Consider the following 20,386-nt stretch of genomic DNA (forward strand, 5'->3'; position numbering starts at 1 on the left):
GGAGCCGGTGACCGCCATGGATGGCGGAAATGCAGATTTTGCAGGAGCAAAAATCTGCCCGGCGAACCAAAAAAAGCAGCTTCGGCTGCTTTTTTTGTGCCCGCGATTTAAATTTTCATCGCAACGGCCCATTATTGGTACAAACCTTGATGCAGTACGGCAAACTATGAACAGGCAGATCGGCACCAACGGAAAACCCCGCATTGGCCTGGCGCTCGGCAGCGGCGCTGCCAAGGGCTTTGCGCACATTGGTGTGTTGAAAGCGCTGGACGAAATGGGCGTACGCCCGGACGTCATCGTCGGCACTTCCATGGGCGCCTTCGTCGGCGCCGCCTATGCGGCAGGAAAACTCGACAGGCTCGAGGAGTGGGTGCGCCTGCTGGACAACTGGAAGGTGTTCTCGCTACTGGATATCAACTGGTCCCTGAGCGGCGGTGTGATCGGTGGCATCAAACCGTTTCGAGAATTCTTTGACGGCTTCGAGTACGAAAACATCGAGGATCTGCCATTGCCCTTCACCGCTGTTGCCACCGACCTGCACAGCGGCCAGGAAATCTGGCTGCAACAAGGAAACCTGCAGGATGCGGTCAGCGCCTCCTGCTCGATTCCCGGCCTGCTCTCGCCGAAATCGCTCTCCGGCCGCTGGCTGGTGGATGGCGCCGTGGTCAATCCGGTACCGGTGGATGTGTGCCGCGCCATGGGTGCTACCACCGTCATTGCCGTAGATGTGACCGAAGATGCTCCCCCTTTACTCGATCGCGAGCACGGCGAGGTGCGCAGCGTTATCAGCGAAAAGTCTTCGCCGGTGGACCAGCCAATACTGGCAGCCGAAAAGGAGCAAATCGAGGACCACGATGCCGAACCTGAAGCGACGGACAAAGCCGCAGAGAATGGCGTCGCTGCCGGTTTTTCCCGACTGATGGAACAGGGCCGTGAACACCTGAATCACCTGCGCAAAAATCGTGAAGCGCGCGCCACTCCCCCCGGCATGTTCGACACCATGCGTCAGGCCATGGAAATTCTGGAGCGCCGCCACAAGCGCGTCCGCATGATGGGCGCCCCCCCGGATGTGCTGATTCTCCCCAAGGTGGGCGATATCGGCGGCAATGAATACGCCCGTGCAGCAGAAGCCATCGAGCTTGGCGAAAAGGAAACCCGCCGTCTGCGCACCTGGATCGAAGATATGGTGGCACAGAAATAACGAAGGGTTTGGCTGATGGCGATAGAGGTTCCAGTATGCTCCGTACATGGCTGATATTGCTTACCGCATGGTTGATGCTCGGGAGCATCAGTAGTGCCGCTGCCGAGTGGTATGAATACCAGTCGGAAAACTTCACTGTGTACACCGATGTCCCCGAGCGCCGCGTCAATGCATTGATGCGCGATCTGGAACGCTTTCGCCGCACTGCCCTGTCCTTCACCGGCCAGGAAGAAATCCCGGAAAACAAAAAGTTGCGGGTTTTTCATTTCCGCAATTCCCGAGAGTTCGAAAAATTTACCGGCGACCGCAAGATCGCCGGGCTGTATCGCGAAACCTGGGAAGGCCCAATTATCTTCTCCCGCGATGGCGACCACGGTATTACCGGCTCCGCGCTGATCTTCCACGAATACGTCCACCACCTGATGCGCGAGCGCAGCGGTATGACCTACCCGCGCTGGTACTCCGAGGGCTTTGCCGAACTGCTCGCCAGCGCCGAACTGGGTAAAAAATCGGTGCTTGTCGGTGGCCTGCCCGAGTGGCGATTGAGCGCCTGGGCCGAAGATGAGCCGCTTACCATCGAGCAACTACTGAGCCCGCCCGCGCTTGTTTCGCAGAGTGGCGAAGACAACAACCGCTACTGGAACAATTACTATGCCAGCGCCTGGTTGCTTACCCACTACCTGCAATTTGGGCACCATGCCGGGCACCCGGACTACCGTGCTGCCACCACAAACTATCTGAAATCGGTGGCCGCGGGCGAAAACCCGTTCGAGGTATTTGAAGAGCATTTCGGGAAAACGATCGAAGAAATCCAGCGAGAAATGCGCGCTTATATGCGCGACGATATTCACCGATATAAACTAGATATTCCCGAATACACCTACTCCATTCCCCGTCGCGAACTCAGCGAAAACGAACATCTGTTCCTGCTCGCCAGTGAGGCGATGGATTTCGATAAGCCTGATCTTGCGATGGCGTACCTGAAACGCAGTGAGCAGCAAGGCCTCGGCTGGCAGGAAAACCTGACCGCGATGGCCGTGATTGAAGCGGAGAAAGAGAATTACAAACTGGGTAAAAAAGTGGTTGAGGAAATCGGTGAGTACGGCCAGATCAGCCACCTTACCGCCGCCAATCTCGCCCGCTACTATCTGCTGCGTTTGCAGGCCCTGACGCTCACCCGAGAGTGGGATGATGATTTCTATGAAGCGGCGGTAAAGTACGGAAAAATCGCCGTGCAGACCGGCCCCGATTACCTGCCCGGCTACCGAAGTTTATGGACCGCCTATCAATTGAAAGGCAAAAGTGAAGAAGCGCTGCAGATCATGCGGAGCGCCTACCACCAGGAACCCAACCATTTAAACCTGAATGCCACTGTGGGTTTTTATCTCGCGCACCTGGGGGAGGATGCACTGGCTCGCGAATATCTGGAGCGGGTGGTGGCGTGGAGCCATTCGGAAGCTCTTCGCGCGCGTGCGGAGGTATTGCTTGAGGGGCGAAAATAAAAAAAGCCCGCCGTTTTAGCGGCGGGCTTTTTGTTCGAAAAACCGATCAGAAAAATCAGTGCACCCAGTGGTGCCGCTGCTGTTTCTCCTGAATCGCTTCCGCTGTCGGTGTCGGCATAGCGCTGACCGGCAGACGCTCGTGGAAGAAGGCCAGACGTTCATCCCCTTCCACCTCGTTCATGGTGGCCGCGTCAAACACCTTGCCGTTGATCACGGTGTACTTCACTTTCTCCGACAGTCGCAGGTCTTCCAGCGGGTTGCCGTCCACCACAATGATGTCCGCCAGCTTGCCCGGCTCCAGGCTGCCGATGTCGTTATCCATACCCAGATAGCGGGCGCCATCGATGGTGCCGGCGCGGAAGGCTTCCCATGGGGTAAAACCGCCCTGCCCCATCATCCACAGCTCCCAGTGGGCACCCAGCCCTTCGCGCTGCCCGTGGGCACCGATGTGTACCGTCACCCCCTTCTCGCGCAACTGTTTCGCATGGTGAGCCACATTCACGTGGTTGTAGTGATGGTCCGGCGCGGTGGGGCGACGGATGGAGCGCGGATTGACGATAAAGTCCGGTGTAAAGCGGGTCAGACGCTCGTGGTTCCACACCTCGGTGCGGTCGTACCAGTATGTCTCACCGGACAGGCCGCCGTAGGCCACAACAAACGTCGGTGTATAACCCACGCTGGTCTGGCCCCACAGTTGCTCCACGTCGGAATAGATATTTGCGATCGGCAGTGAGTGTTCAACTCCGGTGTGTCCATCCACAATCATATTCATATTGTGCTGGTACTTACCGCCACCCTCGGGCACCACCATGATGCCGTGCTTGCGGCCGGCTTCCAGTACCTGTTGGCGCTGTTCGCGGCGGGGCTGGTTGTAGCTTTTTACCGAGATAGCGCCCATTTCTTTCAGGCGGCCCACATGGAACTCCGCGTCGTCCAGGCTGTTGATCTTCGCCTTGTAGCCGGGGCCCTTGGCGCCGTACAGGATGGTGCCGGTGGAGAAGATGCGCGGGCCATTGATGATGCCGGCCTTCTGCATTTCCGCCGCGGAGAAGATCTCGCTGCTGTCATTGGACGGGTCGTGGATCGTGGTCACGCCGAACGCCAGGCTGGAATAGAGGTTCCAGTTCTGCTGCGGGATGATCTCCTCACGGCCCTGGGCGCCGTGGGCGTGGGCATCTACCAGACCCGGCAGCACGGTCTTGCCGGTTACGTCGATGCGCTGGGCGCCTGCGGGGATTTCCACCTCGCCTTGGCTACCGACGGCAACGATACGATTGCCGCGAAATACCACCACACCATTTTCGATCACTTCCTGCGCCAATTCCGCATCGCGCATGGTCACCACGGTGCCGCCGGTGAGCGCCACCAGTTTGTCGCTATTGTTGAATTGCTGTTTGAAGCTGAGGTCGATGCCCTCGCTGACAGGCTCCGGCAGTTGTTCCGGGGCGCCGGCAACAAAATCAAACGCATCTTTCAATTCGCGCTCATACAGCTTCGGGCCGTGGGCCCAGCCCAGGGTCTGGCTGTCGCCGGACCAGTGCAGGTGTTCGCCGGCGCGCTTGGACACCTGGGTGACTTTCACGGCAGTGGCGTTGGGGCCGATGGATTCGGATTTGCCGGTGTGCATGAACGGCGCAGCGAAGGCTTTGAAGTCTTGAGTGAAGGCTACCCAGCGACCATCCGGAGACAAGCGGAAGGAGGTGATCTCGGCACCGTGCAAGTGCTCGCGCTCGTCCTTGCCGTTGGTGTCCACGCTCTTGAATACTCGCTTGCCACCGTCGCCGTAGATGTACTCAGAGAAATAGATACGCTCACCGTCTGCACCAAAGTGCGGCTCGTAGCCGGACTTGGCGATGCGGCGTTGCCAGTCACCATCGGCGTCCGCCAGATAGATACCGGGCTCAAGGGAGTATTCAGGAGACAGCAGGTAACCACCGGTAAAGCGGCGGAAGGCGACTTGTTCGCCGTCTGGGGAAAAGCTCGGCTCTACATACAAGCCTGGTTCGCGGGTGATGGTCTTGCCCCGGCCATTGCGCGCCGATACCACGCGTACCTGCCCGAGTTTCTCATCGTCCCAGGTTACATAGGTGATCTGCTTGCCGTCGCGGGACCAGCTGGGATAGAACTCAAAGTATTCATCCTGACGGGTCAATCGACGACGTTCACCGCTATTCACGTCCTGAACGTAGATTTTACCCAGGGCCTGGAAGGCGATCTGTTTGCCGTCCGGAGACTTTTGCGCCCAGCGGATCATCTTCACGTCGAACTGTTCAGGAGCTACATCCACCGGGAAGCGCACCGCATCGGCAACCTGCTTTTCGGTTTTGATATGCGCGACGATTTCCCGCGCGCCGTCTTCCAGGCTGCTGCCGTCGGCATTGATACGCAGGAATTTACCGCCAGTCCAGACGATCAGGGACTCGCCATCGGGCATCCAGTCGTAGTGCACATAATTGCCGTGGGAACCAAAGGTCTCCTGCAGGTCGCGCTCCAGACCGCTGAAAATCGGTTTCTCCAGGCCGCTGTCCAGGTCTTTCACAAACAGAGAGGTCTGGTCGTCCTGGCGGCGGATAAACGCGAGTTTTTCACCGTCCGGAGACGGCATCGGGGCGATGGAGCCGCCAGGCCCGGAAACAAAGGTTTCTTCTTTGCCGTCCTGCAGGTCGTAGCGGTTGATGGCGAAGATCTGTTGGGTGGAGTTTTTGTTGTACTCCCACACGGTGCCCGGGGTGGTGTCGATGGCGTAATAGATGTAGCGGCCATCCGGGGAGAAAACCGCATCGGAAATATTCTTCTGCGCGATGTCGCCGCCGATGCGCGCCTTGATCTGGCGCCCTTCACCGCCGCCGTGGTGGTACATCCAGATTTCCCCGGCGGGGATACTGCGACCACTCATGAAACCTTTGCGCGCCACCAGGTGCTGGCCGTCGGGGCTGAAACTGGGGGCGTGTACCAGGTTTTCTTTCTCGGTGGTGAGCTGGCGCAGGTTGCCGCCGTTGCGGTCCATGATCCAGATATTGTCGGCGCCGTCGCGGTCGCTGACGAACACGATGGACTTGCCGTCGGGGCTGAAGCGCGGCTGGATATTCCACGCAATTTCGCTGGTGATCGCCTTGGCTTCGCCGCCGTTGACCGACATTTCATAGATGTCACCCAGCATATCGAAGACGATGGTCCCGCCGTCCGGGCTGATGTCCAGGTTACTCCAGGTGGTTTCGCGGGTGTCCAGGGGGATGGATTTGAATTCGAACGGCGGCTTGTTCACCTCCCATTTGTCCGCCTCTTTTTTGGCCTCTTCTGCCGCAGCGGCCAGGGGCAGGCTCAGTGCAAGGCTGGCGCCGCCGATCAGGCGCGCAAGTTTGCGCATTCTCGTTTTTATCATGTGGGCTCCCGGGGTAATTGGAGTTACTGGAGTGGAGGTAAATGTCGGTCGCCGCCCGGGTAGAGCGGTGCCGATCAAAAGCTGCCACTCAAATTACCGAAATATGGCCGATTGGCAATAAAACTGCGCCGAACGGGAGAAAACTCGGGATATACAGTGATCACCGGATTATTGTCTGTGGACGGGTGCATCGGCGTGGCAAGGCACCGCCGCAGGCTCTGGCTAGACTGGAAGAATTGGTGCCCTTTCGGCACAAGTTGCCAGCGGCGGAGCCCTCAATGAGTCACAGCAAGGAACACGACAAGCCCAAGAGTGATCGCCAGATCCTCTCGGAGCAGATGGATGAGAGCCTGAGAGAGTACAACCGCAATAACCGTTCGCTGTTGCTGTCGTCTGTGGCCGCGGGGTTGGAAATCGGCTTCAGCGTATTCCTGATCGCCGCCTTCTACAGCCATTTCAGCAGCAGTATCTCTCACCAGCTGATGTACTTTCTGGTGGCGCTCAGCTATCCGGTGGGGTTTCTGCTGGTGATTATTGGCCGCTCCGACCTGTTTACCGAGCACACCACCCTGGCGATCCTGCCGGTGCTGGATGGTCGAAAGTCCTTTGCACAGTTGCTGCGGGTATGGGGGCTCATCTATGCCGGCAACATGCTCGGCGCCATGGTATTCAGCGCGCTGTTCGTGCAGTTCGTGGGCATGACCGATCGTTTCGACGAAAATGTATTCGCCTACTACGGAGAGAAAATGCTCGCTGATGGTATCGGTGGGCAGTTCCTGGGCGCCATTTTCGCCGGGTGGCTGATGGGCCAGTTGGCGTGGATGGTGACCTCGTCCGCCGAAACCATCAGCCGTATTACCGTGGTCGCGATCATCACCTTTGTGATCGGCCTCGGTGGCCTGCCGCACTGTATTGCCGGCGCCGTGGGGATGTTCTGTGCCTGGTTTGCGAAGAACACCACCGTCGGGCTCTTGGATGTACTGCAGTTCCTCGCCATTGCCACCGCGGGCAATATCATCGGCGGCTCAATATTTGTCGGGCGGGTTAAATACAGCTCCATCCGCCATAGCCATTGAGCTGACAGGCCAGACCCCTTGCGGGTTGCGATAAGCAGTGCAACTCGGGACAATCCGCCCCCCGATCAAAAGAACTGTCAGCTCACCAGGTATTCCCATGACCATCGATGTCGTTATCCTCGCCGCCGGCAAAGGCACCCGCATGCGCTCCGATCTGCCCAAAGTTTTGCACCCTATCGGCGGCGTGCCGATGTTGGGACGGGTGATCGACAGTGCCAAGCGGCTGGGGGATGTGGCGATCACCGTGGTAGTCGGCCACGGTGCGGAGCTGGTGCGCGAGCGCTTTGCCGATAGCGGCGTGCAGTTTGTGGAGCAGACCGAGCAGCTGGGTACCGGCCACGCAGTGGCCCAGGCCATCCCCAATTTCCGTGAAGGCGCCACGGTGCTGGTGCTGTACGGCGATGTGCCGTTGGTAAAAACCGCCACCCTGCAGGACCTGCTGAAAGCCTCGGAAATTGGCCCTGCCCTGCTGTCCGTGATCATGGACGACCCCTCCGGCTACGGCCGTATCGTGCGCGATGGTAATCAACAGGTACAGTCCATCGTCGAACAGAAAGACGCCGATGCCGAGACGCTGAAGATCACCGAAATCAATTCCGGCATTCTCGCCGCCCCGGGCAAACTGCTGGCCCAGTGGCTTCCGGAACTCTCCAACGACAACGCCCAGGGCGAGTATTACCTCACTGATGTGATCGCGCGTTCAGTCAGCGAGAAGATTGCCGTTACCGGCGTGATTGCCGACGATCCCTATGAAGTCGCCGGCGTAAACAGCCGCGCGCAACAGGCGGAACTGGAGCGCGCCCTGCAGCGTGACCAGGCCGAAGCCCTGATGGCCGCCGGTGTCACCCTGCTGGACCCGTCCCGCACCGACGTGCGCGGCGCCCTTACCTGCGGTAATGATGTCACTATCGATATCAACTGTGTGTTTGACGGCAACGTCACCCTCGGCGACCGGGTCCAGATCGGCCCCAACTGCCTGCTGAAAAACTGCCAGCTGGCGGCGGGTACCGTGGTGGAAGCCAACTCGATTATCGAAGACGCCACCGTCGGCGAAGCCTGCACTATCGGTCCGTTTGCGCGTCTGCGACCGGGTACGGAGCTGGCCAACGGTGCCAAGGTGGGAAATTTCGTCGAAACCAAAAAGGCCAGGATCGGCCTCGGCAGCAAGGTAAACCACCTGTCCTATATCGGTGATGCGGAAGTGGGCGAAGGCGTGAACATTGGCGCTGGCACCATCACCTGTAACTACGACGGCGTGAATAAATCCAAAACCGTGATCGGCGACGGCGCCTTTATCGGCTCCAACTCCGCGCTGGTCGCCCCGGTAGAAATCGGCGCCGGTGCCACCATTGGCGCGGGCTCAACCATCACCCGCGAAGTGAGCGCTGACGAACTGGCCGTGGCCCGCGGTAAGCAGCGCAATATCAGTGGCTGGCAGCGGCCTACCAAGAAATCCTAACCACCGGTGGTATTCACTTTTCCTACTTTCAGTGGCGGCAAAGCACCGGGTGTCAGTTTTCGAAACCGCTGTGAATACATCCATGTACGCTGCGTCGGCGACGTCCCTGTCGCCGACGCTTTCGAAAACTGACACCCGGCACTTTGCCTTCGCATTTGACTCGTTTACTTCGTTAGCGACGTTTGATCGAAGTAGGTTTTGTGATGCGAAGGTGGAATGCTGGGGTGGGGGTTTCAGGAGCGTCGCAAACAGGATGTTTGCGCCGCAGCGCCCAGGGATGGGTTCACAGCGGTCCTGAAACCCCCACCCCAGCAGTCCACCGCCACAGAACGAAAATAAAACGAACCCCATAACCTCCCGTCAGCAAAAGAACCCCCAACTACACTAAAAGCATCGGAATCCAAGGAACCCAGCCGATGCACAAACCCCGCCTGCAGCTCCAGGCTTCCTTCGATATCGCCTACCTCCAGTATCTGGACAAACAGGGTCAGGCCACCCAGCCCCTGCCCGACTTCGCCACCCCGGACTGGCTCAGCCACTGCCATCGTCAGATGCAACTGGCCCGGCTGGTGGACGATCGCGCGGTCAAACTGCAGCGCACCGGCCGCCTCGGTACCTACCCCTCTACCCTCGGTCAGGAAGCCATCGGCATCGCCACCGGCAACGCCCTTATGGCCGAAGACGTCTACTGCCCCTACTACCGGGAAACCGGCGCCCTGCTCGAGCGCGGTGTCGAAATTGAAGAAATTCTCGCCATCTGGGGCGGCGACGAGCGCGGGCAGAACTTCCAGCGTGCCCCCAAAGATTTGCCCATCTGCGTCCCCATCGCTACCCAGATGCTGCACGCCGCCGGGGTTGCCTTCGCGCTCAAGTACCGTCACCAACAGAGTAATCAACCGCTGCAGGTCAGTGTCGCCAGCTCTGGTGAAGGCGCCACATCCAAGGGTGACTTTTACGAAGCCATGAATCTCGCCGGCGTGTGGAAACTGCCCATGGTATTTGTGGTGAACAACAACCAATGGGCTATCTCCGTGCCAAGAAGTGCGCAGACCGCCACCCAGACCATTGCCCAGAAAGCCATCGCCGCCGGTATTCCTGCGCTGCAGGTCGATGGAAACGATATCGTCGCGGTGGCCTGGGCGGTGCGCGATGCCATGGCCCGGGCGCGGCGCGGCGAGGGCCCCGCACTGATCGAGGCCATCAGCTATCGCCTGTGCGACCACACCACCGCCGACGATGCCAGCCGCTACCGAAGTGCCGAAGATCTGCAGCAGGCCTGGCAGTGGGAGCCGATCCAACGGCTGGACGTCTACCTGCGCGAACAGGGCTTGTGGAGCGATGCCAAGCAACAGGATCTGGACCGGGAATTGGCACAGACCATGGAGGCCGCATTGAACAACTGGGAGTCCCGCGCACCGGAACCCGCCACCGCCATCTTCGATCACCTCTACGCGCAGCTGCCGGCGGCATTTTACGAGCAGTACGACCAGTTGCGGGACGAACAGGGTGGAGGCGGATAAATAGATGGCAGATGACAAGCAAAAAGCGGCGGAAACCCAGCCGATCACCCTGGTGGAAGCGGTGACCCAGGCCCTCAGCTACGAGCTGGAAAACAATCCGGAAGTGGTGGTATTTGGGCAGGATATAGGTGCGAATGGCGGCGTATTTCGGGCAACGGACGGGTTACAGCAACGTTTCGGCACTGACCGGGTGCTGGACACGCCGTTGGCAGAAACCATGATCGCGGGTATTGCCGTGGGCATGGCCACCCAGGGGCTTCGCCCGGTAGCGGAGTTCCAGTTTATGGGGTTTATCTATCCCGGCCTCGACCACATCCTCAGCCACGCCGCGCGTATGCGCAATCGTACCCGCGGTCGCCTCGGTTGCCCTATCGTCTACCGCGCCCCCTATGGTGGCGGTATTCACGCCCCGGAACACCATAGTGAAAGCACTGAGGCGATGTTCGCGCATATTCCCGGGCTGCGCGTGGTAGTTCCGTCTTCCCCGGCCCGTGCCTATGGACTGCTGCTGGCCGCCATCCGCGACCCCGATCCGGTATTGTTCCTCGAGCCCAAACGCATCTATCGCGCCGCCAAGCAGCCGGTACCGGACAATGGCGAAGCGCTACCCCTGGACAGCGCGTTTGTGCTGCGCGAAGGCAGTGACCTGACACTGATCGCCTGGGGTGCCAGCGTAAAAGAAACCCTCGCCGCCGCCGAACAGCTGTCCCGGCAAGGCATCGAGGCGGAGGTCATTGACCCCGCCACGCTCAAGCCGCTGGATATCCACAGCGTGATCGACTCCCTGGAGAAAACACGCCGCTGCGTCGTGGTACACGAGGCCGCGCGCTTCGGTGGCTTGGGTGCGGAAATTGCCGCACAGATTCAGGAGTATGCCTTCGACCTGCTCGATGCCCCGGTGCAGCGGGTCACCGGTTACGACACAGTGATGCCCTACTACCAGCTGGAAAATACCTATTTGCCGGATGTCGAGCGGATACTCGCCGGCGCCCATGCTGCGCTGGACTATTCCCGCAAACCGGAACGGGAGGGCGGACGGTGAAGGTCTTCAAACTGCCGGATCTGGGTGAAGGATTGCCGGACGCGGTGATTCGCGAATGGCATATCGATGAGGGAGATAGTGTTAATGCCGATCAGGTGATCGTCACCGTGGAAACCGCGAAAGCCCTGGTGGAAGTGCCCTCGCCTTTCACCGGCACGGTGGAAAAGTGTTTCGCAGATGAGGGCGAGACCCTGCAAACCGGGCAGCCGTTAATCGGGTTTGTCGGCGATGATGCCCACAGCGAGCCGATGCCCGAACCGAAACAAACGGAGCGCGCAGCATCCAGTGCGGATTCCGGCACCGTGGTCGGCAAGATCGAACAGGGTAGCGAGGCCCTGGCCGTAGAGCAGCGCCCGGTGACCAATCGCCCCCGCAATGCCACACCCGCCGTCCGGGCCCTTGCCCGCCACCTGGATGTCGACTTGCAAAGTCTGCACCCGTCCGGCGCACGCTTTACCGAAGCGGAGGTGCGCGCCGCTGCCCGTGGCGAAGCTATCCCAAGGTGGACCGATAAACCCGCTAAAAGCACTGAAATTCAGCAAAAACAACAAAAAAGCGAATCATCGGCGTCCCATTCGGTTGAAGCGAACCCCGCGCGCCGCGCCATGGCGGCCGCCATGAACCGCGCCCGCGATCAGGTCTGCCCCATGACCCTGTTTGACGAGGTGGATATCTCGGACTGGCCCAAAGGCACCTCCGCCACCCTGCGTCTGCTCAAGGCCATCGCTCGGGCCGCCGCCGAGGAACCTAACATCAACGCCCATTTCGACAACGAAGTGCTGGAACCGAAAACCCCGGTAAACGTGGGCCTGGCCGTGGACGCCCCCAAAGGCCTGTTCGTGCCGGTGCTGCAAGACGTCGGCGCCCAGTCCGAGGAAGCGCTGCTGGAAACTATCGCCCGCTTCAAACAACAGACCAGCGAGGGCGTCATCCCGCAGAAAGACCTGCAGGGTGCCACCATTCATCTTTCCAATTTCGGCAGCCTCGCCGGCCGCTTCGCCACCCCGGTGGTGGTGCCACCGCTGGTGTGTATCGTCGGCGCCGGCCGCGCCCACAAGGCCGTATTGCCCCACAAAGGTAAAGCGCGGGTGCGCAAACTGCTGCCCCTGTCCATTACCGCCGACCACCGCGCCGTCACCGGCGGTGAACTGGCCCGCTTCCTCAAAGCCCTGAAAGAACATCTGGCCTGATTCTTGGGTGTGATCTTATGTTTCGGTTTGCTATGCTTAACTTACGAATCGAAAGTTATTGCAGCATGTCCAAGCGTCCATGTCCAAACGTAATACACAACAGCGCCGCCACCTGATCCTTAGCCAGATCAACGAAGTCGGCGAAGCCAGTGTCGAAGAACTGGCGCGCCAGTTCGAAACTTCCGAAGTTACGATCCGAAAGGATCTGGCAGCCATGGAAGAAAACGGCCTGCTGCTGCGCCGCCACGGCGGCGCCATCCCCCTGCCCCGGGAACTGGTGGCCGAAGACCCCCTGTCCCAGACTAAGCGCGCCATCGGCCGCGCCGCCGCCGAACTCATCCGCGACCACAACCGCATCGTCATCGACTACGGCCGCACCACCACCGGCCTCATCCCCGAGCTCAACCACAAGCGCGGCCTCGTCGTCATGACCAACTCCCTGCACGTTGCCAACCAGCTGCGGGAACTGGAAAACGAACCCACGCTGCTGATGACCGGTGGCACCTGGGACCCTCACTTCGAAGCCTTCCAGGGTCAGGTCGCCGAACAGGTCCTGCGCGGCTACGACTTCGACCAGGCGTTTATCGGCGCCGACGGCATCGACCTCGAGCGCGGCACCTGCACCTTCAATGAGCAGATCGGTCTGTCTCGCGTCATGGCCGACGTCGCCCGCGAAGTGGTAGTAATGGCGGAATCGAGCAAGGTGGGCAGAAGAATTCCGAATCTTGAATTGAGCTGGGAAAAATTCGGCACCTTGGTGACCGATAGCTGCATCGAAGACAAAGTTTGCGCGCAACTGGAAAGCAGAGGCCTGCGCGTTATCTGCGCAGAAGTGAATTAAAGAACGAAACAGAGTGCAACAAACACCCTGAACCATGACGAGCAGGTGTCGATACCGGGTACACCTTTGTGAGACCGTCTGCGGCCAGGACGGCCGCAGACGAGCCCCCATGGATGGGTTCACGGCGTGTCTCACAAAGGTGTACCCGGTAGCGGCACCGCCACTAAACCTGAAAAGTGGCACAAGACCAAAATACCGAGGTAAGAAAAATGTGTGGAATCGTAGGCGCCCTGGGCCAAAGAAACGTAACCGAAATCCTGCTTGAAGGCCTGCGCCGACTGGAATACCGCGGCTATGACTCCGCCGGTGTATGCCTCGTCAATGGCGACGGCAAACTGCAGCTGCGCAAAACCCAGGGCAAAGTTGCCGATCTCGAATCCGCCCTCGACGACAGCCCCACCGCCGGCCAGCTCGGCATCGCCCACACCCGCTGGGCCACCCACGGCGTCCCGTCGGACAAAAACTCCCACCCGCACGCCTCCGGCAACTTCGCCCTGGTGCACAACGGCATCATCGAAAACTACCAGGCACTGCGCGATGAGCTGATCGAAAAAGGCTACGAATTCCAGTCCGAAACCGACACCGAAGTCGTCGTCCACCTGATCCACGACCTCGCCAAAGAAAACCGCGATTTGCTGCAAGCGGTCTCCGCCGCCACCGAAAAACTCCACGGCGCCTACGCCCTCGGCGTTGTCTGCTCCACCGAACCCGAGCGGCTGGTCTGTGCACGCCTCGGCAGCCCCCTGGTCATCGGCGTCGGCATCGAAGAAAACTTCATCGCCTCCGACCCCATGGCCCTGCAACAGGTCACCGACCGTTTCATCTTTTTAGAGGAAGGTGACATTGCCGAAGTCACCCGCGACGGTATCGCCATCTGGGATAAAACCGGCGAAGAAGTCAGCCGCCCGGTCAACAAACTGCAGGGCGGTCACGACGCCGCCGACAAAGGCCGCTACCGCCACTACATGCAGAAGGAAATCTTCGAGCAACCCAAAGTAGTCGAAGCCACCATGGCCGGCCGCATCGGCGAACACTCGGTGCTGTCCCAAGCCCTCGGCACCGCTGCCAACGAAATCCTGCCCAAGGTAAAACAGGTACAGATCGTCGCCTGCGGTACCAGCTATCACGCCGGCCTCGTCGCCCGCTACTGGATCGAAGACTGGGCCGGCGTGCCCTGCTCCGTCGAAGTCGCCAGCGAAATCCGCTACCGAAAAACCGCTGTGCGCCCGGGCACCCTGTTTGTCACCATCTCTCAATCCGGCGAAACCGCTGACACCCTCGCCGCATTGCGCCAGGCCAAAGAGCTCGGCTACCTCGCCTCCATGACCATCTGCAACGTGCCCAACAGCTCCCTGGTGCGCGAGTCTGAACTGCACCTGATGACCGAAGCCGGCCCGGAAATCGGCGTCGCCTCCACCAAAGCCTTCACCACCCAGCTGGTCGCCCTGCAGATATTCTGTATCGCGCTGGCCAAAGCCAACGGCATGAGCGGCGAGCGCGAAGCGGAACTCATCGACGCCCTGCACCAGTTACCCAAACTGATGGAAAAATTCACCGGCCTCGACGCCCTGGTAAAAGCCACCAGTGAAGCCTTCGCAGAGAAAAATCACGCACTCTTTTTGGGCCGCGGCGTGGAATATCCGATTGCACTGGAAGGCGCACTCAAACTAAAAGAAATCTCCTACATACACGCCGAAGCCTACCCCGCCGGTGAACTCAAACACGGGCCACTGGCACTGGTGGATGCCGATATGCCAGTGATCGTGGTTGCTCCCAACGATGAGCTGCTGGAAAAGCTGAAATCGAACCTGCAGGAAGTGCGCGCCCGCGGCGGCGAGCTGTTTGTATTTGCCAGTCCACAGGCGGGTTTCATGAGTGAAGAGGGGCTTACCGTAGTGGAAGTGCCAGATGCGCCGGAAAGCCTGCAGCCGATTCTTTACACCGTGCCGCTGCAGCTATTGAGTTATCACGTAGCATTGCTTAAAGGTACCGATGTAGACCAGCCTCGGAATCTGGCCAAGTCAGTGACCGTTGAATAAATTTAGATATTAAATATTTTTTCATCGGGCCGAATTTGTCGCCCGATGAAAATTTATAATTAAAAAACACCTTGAAAGTAAGTACACCTGTACCACTTAATATGTAATCTCCTGTAATTTTTCCCTATAAATTACGGCTTAAAATCACTCAGACGAAATTAGCGCCAATAAAATAAGTTATTGGTTATTTTCGTGGGTGCCTAACTTTCTGCGTGGCGCAAAATTCTGTTAAGGTCGCCGCCTATTTTGTATTACTCGAAATTGGGTACCGCCAAAATACCCTAAATAATCGGGCCAGGAGCCCGGGCGTCATCTACATGGAGAGTGCTATGCCGCGCGCTTTGTTCTTATTCCTCATTCTGTTCACCACGGCTCAATTTTCCTGGGCGGCCGACGGCCGTGCAGATTTCGACCTGGACGACGACGGTTTGATCGAGATCGATGACTGGTCCGATCTGGATGAAATTCGCAACAACCTGGATGGCACATCGCTTTACGGCAGTAACGAAGGCTGCCCTGCAGCTGGGTGTATTGGATTCGAGCTCACCACGGATCTGGATTTTGATACCAGTGGGGATGGGGTGCTCGATGCGGAGGATGCTTATTGGAATGAGGGTGGGGGTTGGGAGTCGATTGGGAATGTATCAACCCCCTACACCGGTGTATTTGCTGGCAATGGCCATATAATCCGCAACCTGATGATCAATCGACCTAGTTCAGATTCCCAGGGACTGTTCAGATATATCAGCGACGCGAACATCAAAGAGCTGGGCTTAACTGGCCCCTTGATGGCTATTGAGGGAGATTCTTTCGTCGGTGGCATTTCGGGTTATGCGATTCGCAGTGAAATTACAGCGGTATACGTCAGCGGCTCTGTGGTCGGTACGGGCATTAAAATCGGTGGTTTAGTCGGCGATATGATTTACTCAGAGATCACCAACAGCTACACGACAGGCTCCGTAACCGGCGATGGTTATGTTGGTGGCTTGGCTGGCTATGTGTCGCGCAGCCAAGTTACTGACAGCCTGTCCACTGCACACGTTTCAGCAAGCATTTCCGGAGGCGGGTTGATCGAGGGTGTGTTCGGAAATTCTGTCAGCGCGAGCTATTGGGCGGAAGACGTATCAGGAATAACGAACAGTTCTCGCGGTGGGTCGACTACCACTCTGGCACAACTGCAGTGCCCGACCGGAGCAGACAACACGACATGCGCCGAAGTCACTCTATTTGAGGGGTGGGCCAATGCAACAGGTGCTGCGGGTAATGCCTATTGGGATTTCGGCACGGAAACAGAGCTTCCAGGGTTGGTTCTAAATGGAACCCTCTATCGCGATGGTGATGGCGATGGAGCCTTGGATGCTGACGACGAATTCCCCACGCTATTTGCCGCAAGCCGTGATAGTGATGGCGACGGCGCCATTGACCGCTGGACGATCGGATGTGATGTTGAGTGTCGGGCTGCCAGTGGCCTGGTGTTGGATCACTTCCCCGATAATGCAGCGGCTATTGTTGATACGGACTGGGACGGGTTACCCGATCAATGGAATAACGGTTGCGATAGTGCCTGTCAATCCGATTCCGGTTTAACACTGGACAGCTTCCCCAACGACACAGACAACGATGGTATTGCCAACCACATCGACGATGACGATAACAATGACGGTATCGTCGATGCGGATGCGAACTCCAATGGTTTGATTGAAGTGGCTACTTGGGCAGAGCTGGATGCCATTCGCTACAGCCTTGACGGTGCCGGCAAGAAACTATCTGTAGACGGCGAACTGGATACTTCAGGTTGCCCTAAAACCCTGGTGAGGGGCCTGTTACAAGAGCGCTGCTTGGGGTACGAGCTTGTTGCTGACCTGGATTTTGATACCAACGGCGATGGTCTCCTGGATAGCAATGATGCTTATTGGAATGAAGGTGAAGGCTGGCACCCCATTGGTACCAATAGTTCAATATTCTTCTCCGGCGTGTTTCACGGTAATGGCCATATAATCCGCAATCTGATGATCAACCGACCCAGTTCGAATTACCAGGGACTGTTCGGATATATAAACGAAGCGAGCGTCAGAGAGCTGGGATTAACCGGCCCCCTGATGGCGATTGAAGGGAATGTTCACGTTGGTGGTATTTCGGGTCGTGCACGCAACAGTAAATTAGCGGCGGTATACGCCAGCGGTTCTGTGGTCGGTAAGGACGATGATATCGGTGGTTTAGTCGGTTCTACCTATTACACGGAAATCACCGACAGCTACGCGACAGGTTCTGTAACCGGCGATAACGATGTTGGTGGCCTGGTTGGCAATGCGGAGGACAGCCAAGTTACTGACAGCCTGTCTACCGCACACATCTCCGCGCGTCTGTCCGCAGGCGGGTTGATCGGGTATGGGTATGGGTACGAAACTTCTGTCAGCGCGAGCTATTGGGCGGAAGACGCGTCAGGTACAACGTTCAGCTCACGCGGTGGATCGAGTACTACCCTCGCGCAACTGCAGTGCCCGACTGGAGCAGACAACACGACATGCGCTGAAGTCACTCTATTTGAGGCGTGGGCCGATGCAACAGATGCAGCGGGTAATGCCTATTGGGATTTCGGCACGGAAACTGAGCTTCCAGGGCTAGTTTTAAATGGAACCGTCTATCGCGATAGTGACGGTGACGGCGCTCAAGCAGAGGATGACGCCTTTCCCGAACACTATGCTGCCAGTGTCGATAGCGATGGTGACGGCGCACCGGATTTCTGGAGAGTGAATTGTGAAACGGACTGTCGCTTGGCCAGCGGTCTGGTTCTCGATAAGTTCCCAGAAAGTGCCGCCGCCGCGGTTGATACCGACGGGGATGGCCTGCCAGATAGGTGGAACGACGGTTGCGACAGCGCCTGTCAGTCTGCTTCAGGACTGGCACTGGACGACGACAATGACAATGACGGTATAGTCAATGTGCAAGACGCCTTTCCTGTGGATGCCGCGGCCTCTGTCGATACCGACGGTGATGGCAAGCCCGATGCTTGGCTCGAGGGTTGCGATAGCACCTGCCAGTCTAATACCGGCCTGACGTTGGACGAGGACAACGACAACGATGGCATTACCAACAGCGATGATGCCTTCCCGTTGAATGCTGCCGCAGCGGCTGATACCGACAGTGACGGCCAACCGGATAATTGGCTTGCCAGTTGCGACAGCGCCTGCCAGTCCGCCTCTGGCCTGACGCTGGATGACGATATCGACAACGATGGTATCGCCAACAGCGAAGATGCTTACCCGGCAGATTCCACGCGATTCATTGATGAGGATCCACCGGAAATGCTGCAGACGCCCGAGCCCATCAGCATCTCTGCAACCGGCGCATCCACTCTGGTAACCCTTAATATTACGCAAGTTCAGGCAGTTGATAATTTCGATAATGCGCTCGATTTCCAGGTGGAGCTGGATGGCGCTGTTCTGGCGCGCAATGAAGAGGAGCAGGTATCTCTACCCAGTGGCGCACTGCCGTTGCAGTGGATTGCGGTAGACGATGTGGGTAACCGATCGGAGCCTATGGCACAGCTGGTTAAGGTCTATCCGCAGGTGCGCTTTACCCAGGCCGAATCCTTAAGTGGTGAAGACCGAATAGCATCGGTGGGTGTCAACCTGTCGGGTCCCTCGCCGGAATATCCAGTTACGGTCCTGGTCGACTGGATTGCGTCAGATAGTGATGCGACGGTAGAAGATGTGGTTACCGACGGCGACACCGGTGTCGATCTGAATGCATTGATGCTGACCATTACTTCTGCTGAAGCAGCAAACGATGCCGCACTACAGCTTCCCATTGCTGCGGATGATCTGGTTGAGTCAGACGAGCGTTTTACTCTCGAACTGGCGTCTGCTGGCGCCGGTGATAACGAACTGGTTGCCATGCCGATCGATAAAGATAACCAGCGTCACAGTGTCACCATCACCGACACTAATGTCGCACCGGAAGTGATACTCATTGCCACGCAAGCGGATGAACAAGGTACAGTCTTCAGCGCTGACGCCGGCAACATAACCCTGAGCGCAGAGATAACCGACGTAAATGGTGCTGATAGCCACAGCATTCAGTGGTACACCAGCGATCTGCCGGTAACCCCGAACGATCAGGCAAGCTTCACCTTCGATCCACAATCGATGGCGCCCGGTGAATACAGTTTGAGTGTTGTAGTTACTGACAACGGCACCCCGGTGTTGTCTTCGGAAGAAGTGACCTTTGTTTTTGTCCTCGAAGGAGAAGATACTTCCGATGGCGGAAACAGCGGCGGTGGTGATACCGGCAGTCAAACCCCGACAAATCCCGGGAGCAGCAGCTCCGGCGGATCCAACGGCGGTAGTGTTGGCCTGTGGTTGCTCTGTCTGTTGGCCTTGAGCGGCCTCTGGCGCAGAAAGTTTACGATGTGAATCCAAGCTGTTAAAACAAAAAATCCGGTGGTAATCCCACTGGATTTTTGTTCCATGTGTGGTGACTTGTCTAAATAGGTTGGCAGTGACTTGTTTAAGTTAGTCTCCAGCCTATTATTTCAGTCCCCTGGAAAAGCTTTAGAGAGTCGCTAGCAACTGAAACGATAGTGCCAGTATGAATATCGTGGTTGTGTTCGACGTTTTCCCTACGCTGGAATTTTTCTCCCAAAACCTTGCCGTCAATAACTTTTGATATCCCCTTTTTGGAAGCTTACCGGTTATTGGCTGAATTACGCTAATAACGAAATGGATATTCGTGCATTGGCCCTCGTAAACAGGGAGTTAGGTCATGCAACTATTACGCAGTATTACGTTTTATCTCGTCACTATTGGAGCCGTACTTCATAGCAATTTTGCAGCGTCCGCTGCGCAAGATCACCCGCCGATCAATCGGTTTCCCGGATCAACCATCAATAAACATGGATTTTCTGAGTACGAAGAGGTCAACTTAATACTTTCACCCACACTGACATAATGGGAACGGCAGTACCAATTTATATTTGGTACTGTCGTTTTATTTGTATTTAAAAATTTTTAGCCAGATATTATTCAAGCCTCTAATCCAAATAATTTCTTTAAGTTTCCTTATTTCTTTCCCCAATTAGTGACGTAATACATTTGCACACTCAAAGGATTTGCTAAGGTCGCCGCCTGTTTTG

Annotated in this window: 12 protein-coding genes; 11 read left to right on the plus strand and 1 reads right to left on the minus strand. The window is 57.6% G+C overall.

Going from position 1 to position 20,386, the window contains the following annotated elements; all coding sequences use genetic code 11:
* Positions 1-29: 29 nt before the first annotated feature.
* From Q1A74_RS15460 to Q1A74_RS15470, 3 genes are read left to right on the plus strand one after another with little or no spacing between them, the layout of a single operon-like run.
* A complete protein-coding gene (locus tag Q1A74_RS15460) occupies positions 30-170 on the plus strand; it encodes a hypothetical protein (RefSeq protein ID WP_299598188.1) in 141 nt (46 codons plus the stop codon).
* A complete protein-coding gene (locus tag Q1A74_RS15465; RefSeq protein WP_299598191.1) occupies positions 167-1,201 on the plus strand; it encodes a patatin-like phospholipase family protein in 1,035 nt (344 codons plus the stop codon). The genes Q1A74_RS15460 and Q1A74_RS15465 overlap by 4 nt, the downstream gene beginning before the upstream one ends.
* 35 nt (positions 1,202-1,236) lie before the next feature.
* On the plus strand, positions 1,237-2,703 hold the full coding sequence (locus Q1A74_RS15470; RefSeq protein WP_299598194.1) for a hypothetical protein: 1,467 nt from the start codon (positions 1,237-1,239) through the stop codon (positions 2,701-2,703).
* A 55-nt stretch (positions 2,704-2,758) separates the two neighbouring features.
* On the opposite strand, the gene Q1A74_RS15475 is transcribed toward Q1A74_RS15470, so the two are convergent.
* Positions 2,759-6,085: an amidohydrolase family protein gene (locus tag Q1A74_RS15475; protein ID WP_299598197.1), complete on the minus strand. Its 3,327-nt coding sequence runs from the start codon at positions 6,083-6,085 to the stop codon at positions 2,759-2,761.
* Positions 6,086-6,363: 278 nt separating this feature from the next.
* Between Q1A74_RS15475 and Q1A74_RS15480 the strand changes: the two genes are divergently transcribed.
* The 8 genes from Q1A74_RS15480 (at position 6,364) to Q1A74_RS15515 (ending at position 19,667) form a co-directional block, all read left to right on the plus strand.
* The gene (locus Q1A74_RS15480) at positions 6,364-7,161 is read left to right on the plus strand and encodes a formate/nitrite transporter family protein (protein ID WP_299598200.1); all 798 of its coding nucleotides are present in this window, start codon (positions 6,364-6,366) and stop codon (positions 7,159-7,161) included.
* 97 nt (positions 7,162-7,258) lie between these two features.
* Positions 7,259-8,620, plus strand: a complete 1,362-nt coding sequence (glmU, locus tag Q1A74_RS15485; protein ID WP_299598203.1) for a bifunctional UDP-N-acetylglucosamine diphosphorylase/glucosamine-1-phosphate N-acetyltransferase GlmU — start codon at positions 7,259-7,261, stop codon at positions 8,618-8,620.
* A 416-nt stretch (positions 8,621-9,036) separates the two neighbouring features.
* Entirely contained in the window at positions 9,037-10,140 is a 1,104-nt protein-coding gene (gene pdhA, locus Q1A74_RS15490) for a pyruvate dehydrogenase (acetyl-transferring) E1 component subunit alpha (RefSeq protein WP_299598206.1), read from the plus strand.
* Between the two features lie 4 nt (positions 10,141-10,144).
* Positions 10,145-11,182, plus strand: coding sequence for an alpha-ketoacid dehydrogenase subunit beta (locus Q1A74_RS15495; RefSeq protein WP_299598209.1), 1,038 nt, complete (start codon positions 10,145-10,147; stop codon positions 11,180-11,182).
* Complete coding sequence (locus Q1A74_RS15500; protein WP_299598212.1) at positions 11,179-12,372, plus strand: dihydrolipoamide acetyltransferase family protein; 1,194 nt, start codon at positions 11,179-11,181, stop codon at positions 12,370-12,372. Before Q1A74_RS15495 ends, Q1A74_RS15500 begins: the two co-directional genes overlap by 4 nt.
* 79 nt (positions 12,373-12,451) lie before the next feature.
* On the plus strand, positions 12,452-13,213 hold the full coding sequence (locus Q1A74_RS15505) for a DeoR/GlpR family DNA-binding transcription regulator (protein WP_299598215.1): 762 nt from the start codon (positions 12,452-12,454) through the stop codon (positions 13,211-13,213).
* A gap of 209 nt (positions 13,214-13,422) precedes the next feature.
* Positions 13,423-15,252 (plus strand): glutamine--fructose-6-phosphate transaminase (isomerizing), encoded by a 1,830-nt coding sequence (gene glmS, locus Q1A74_RS15510; RefSeq protein ID WP_299598218.1) that lies wholly within the window; start codon positions 13,423-13,425, stop codon positions 15,250-15,252.
* 329 nt (positions 15,253-15,581) lie between these two features.
* The gene (locus tag Q1A74_RS15515; protein ID WP_299598221.1) at positions 15,582-19,667 is read left to right on the plus strand and encodes a GLUG motif-containing protein; all 4,086 of its coding nucleotides are present in this window, start codon (positions 15,582-15,584) and stop codon (positions 19,665-19,667) included.
* Positions 19,668-20,386 lie beyond the last annotated feature (719 nt).

It is taken from the genome of uncultured Microbulbifer sp. (genome assembly GCF_947504145.1).
Lineage (GTDB): Bacteria > Pseudomonadota > Gammaproteobacteria > Pseudomonadales > Cellvibrionaceae > Microbulbifer.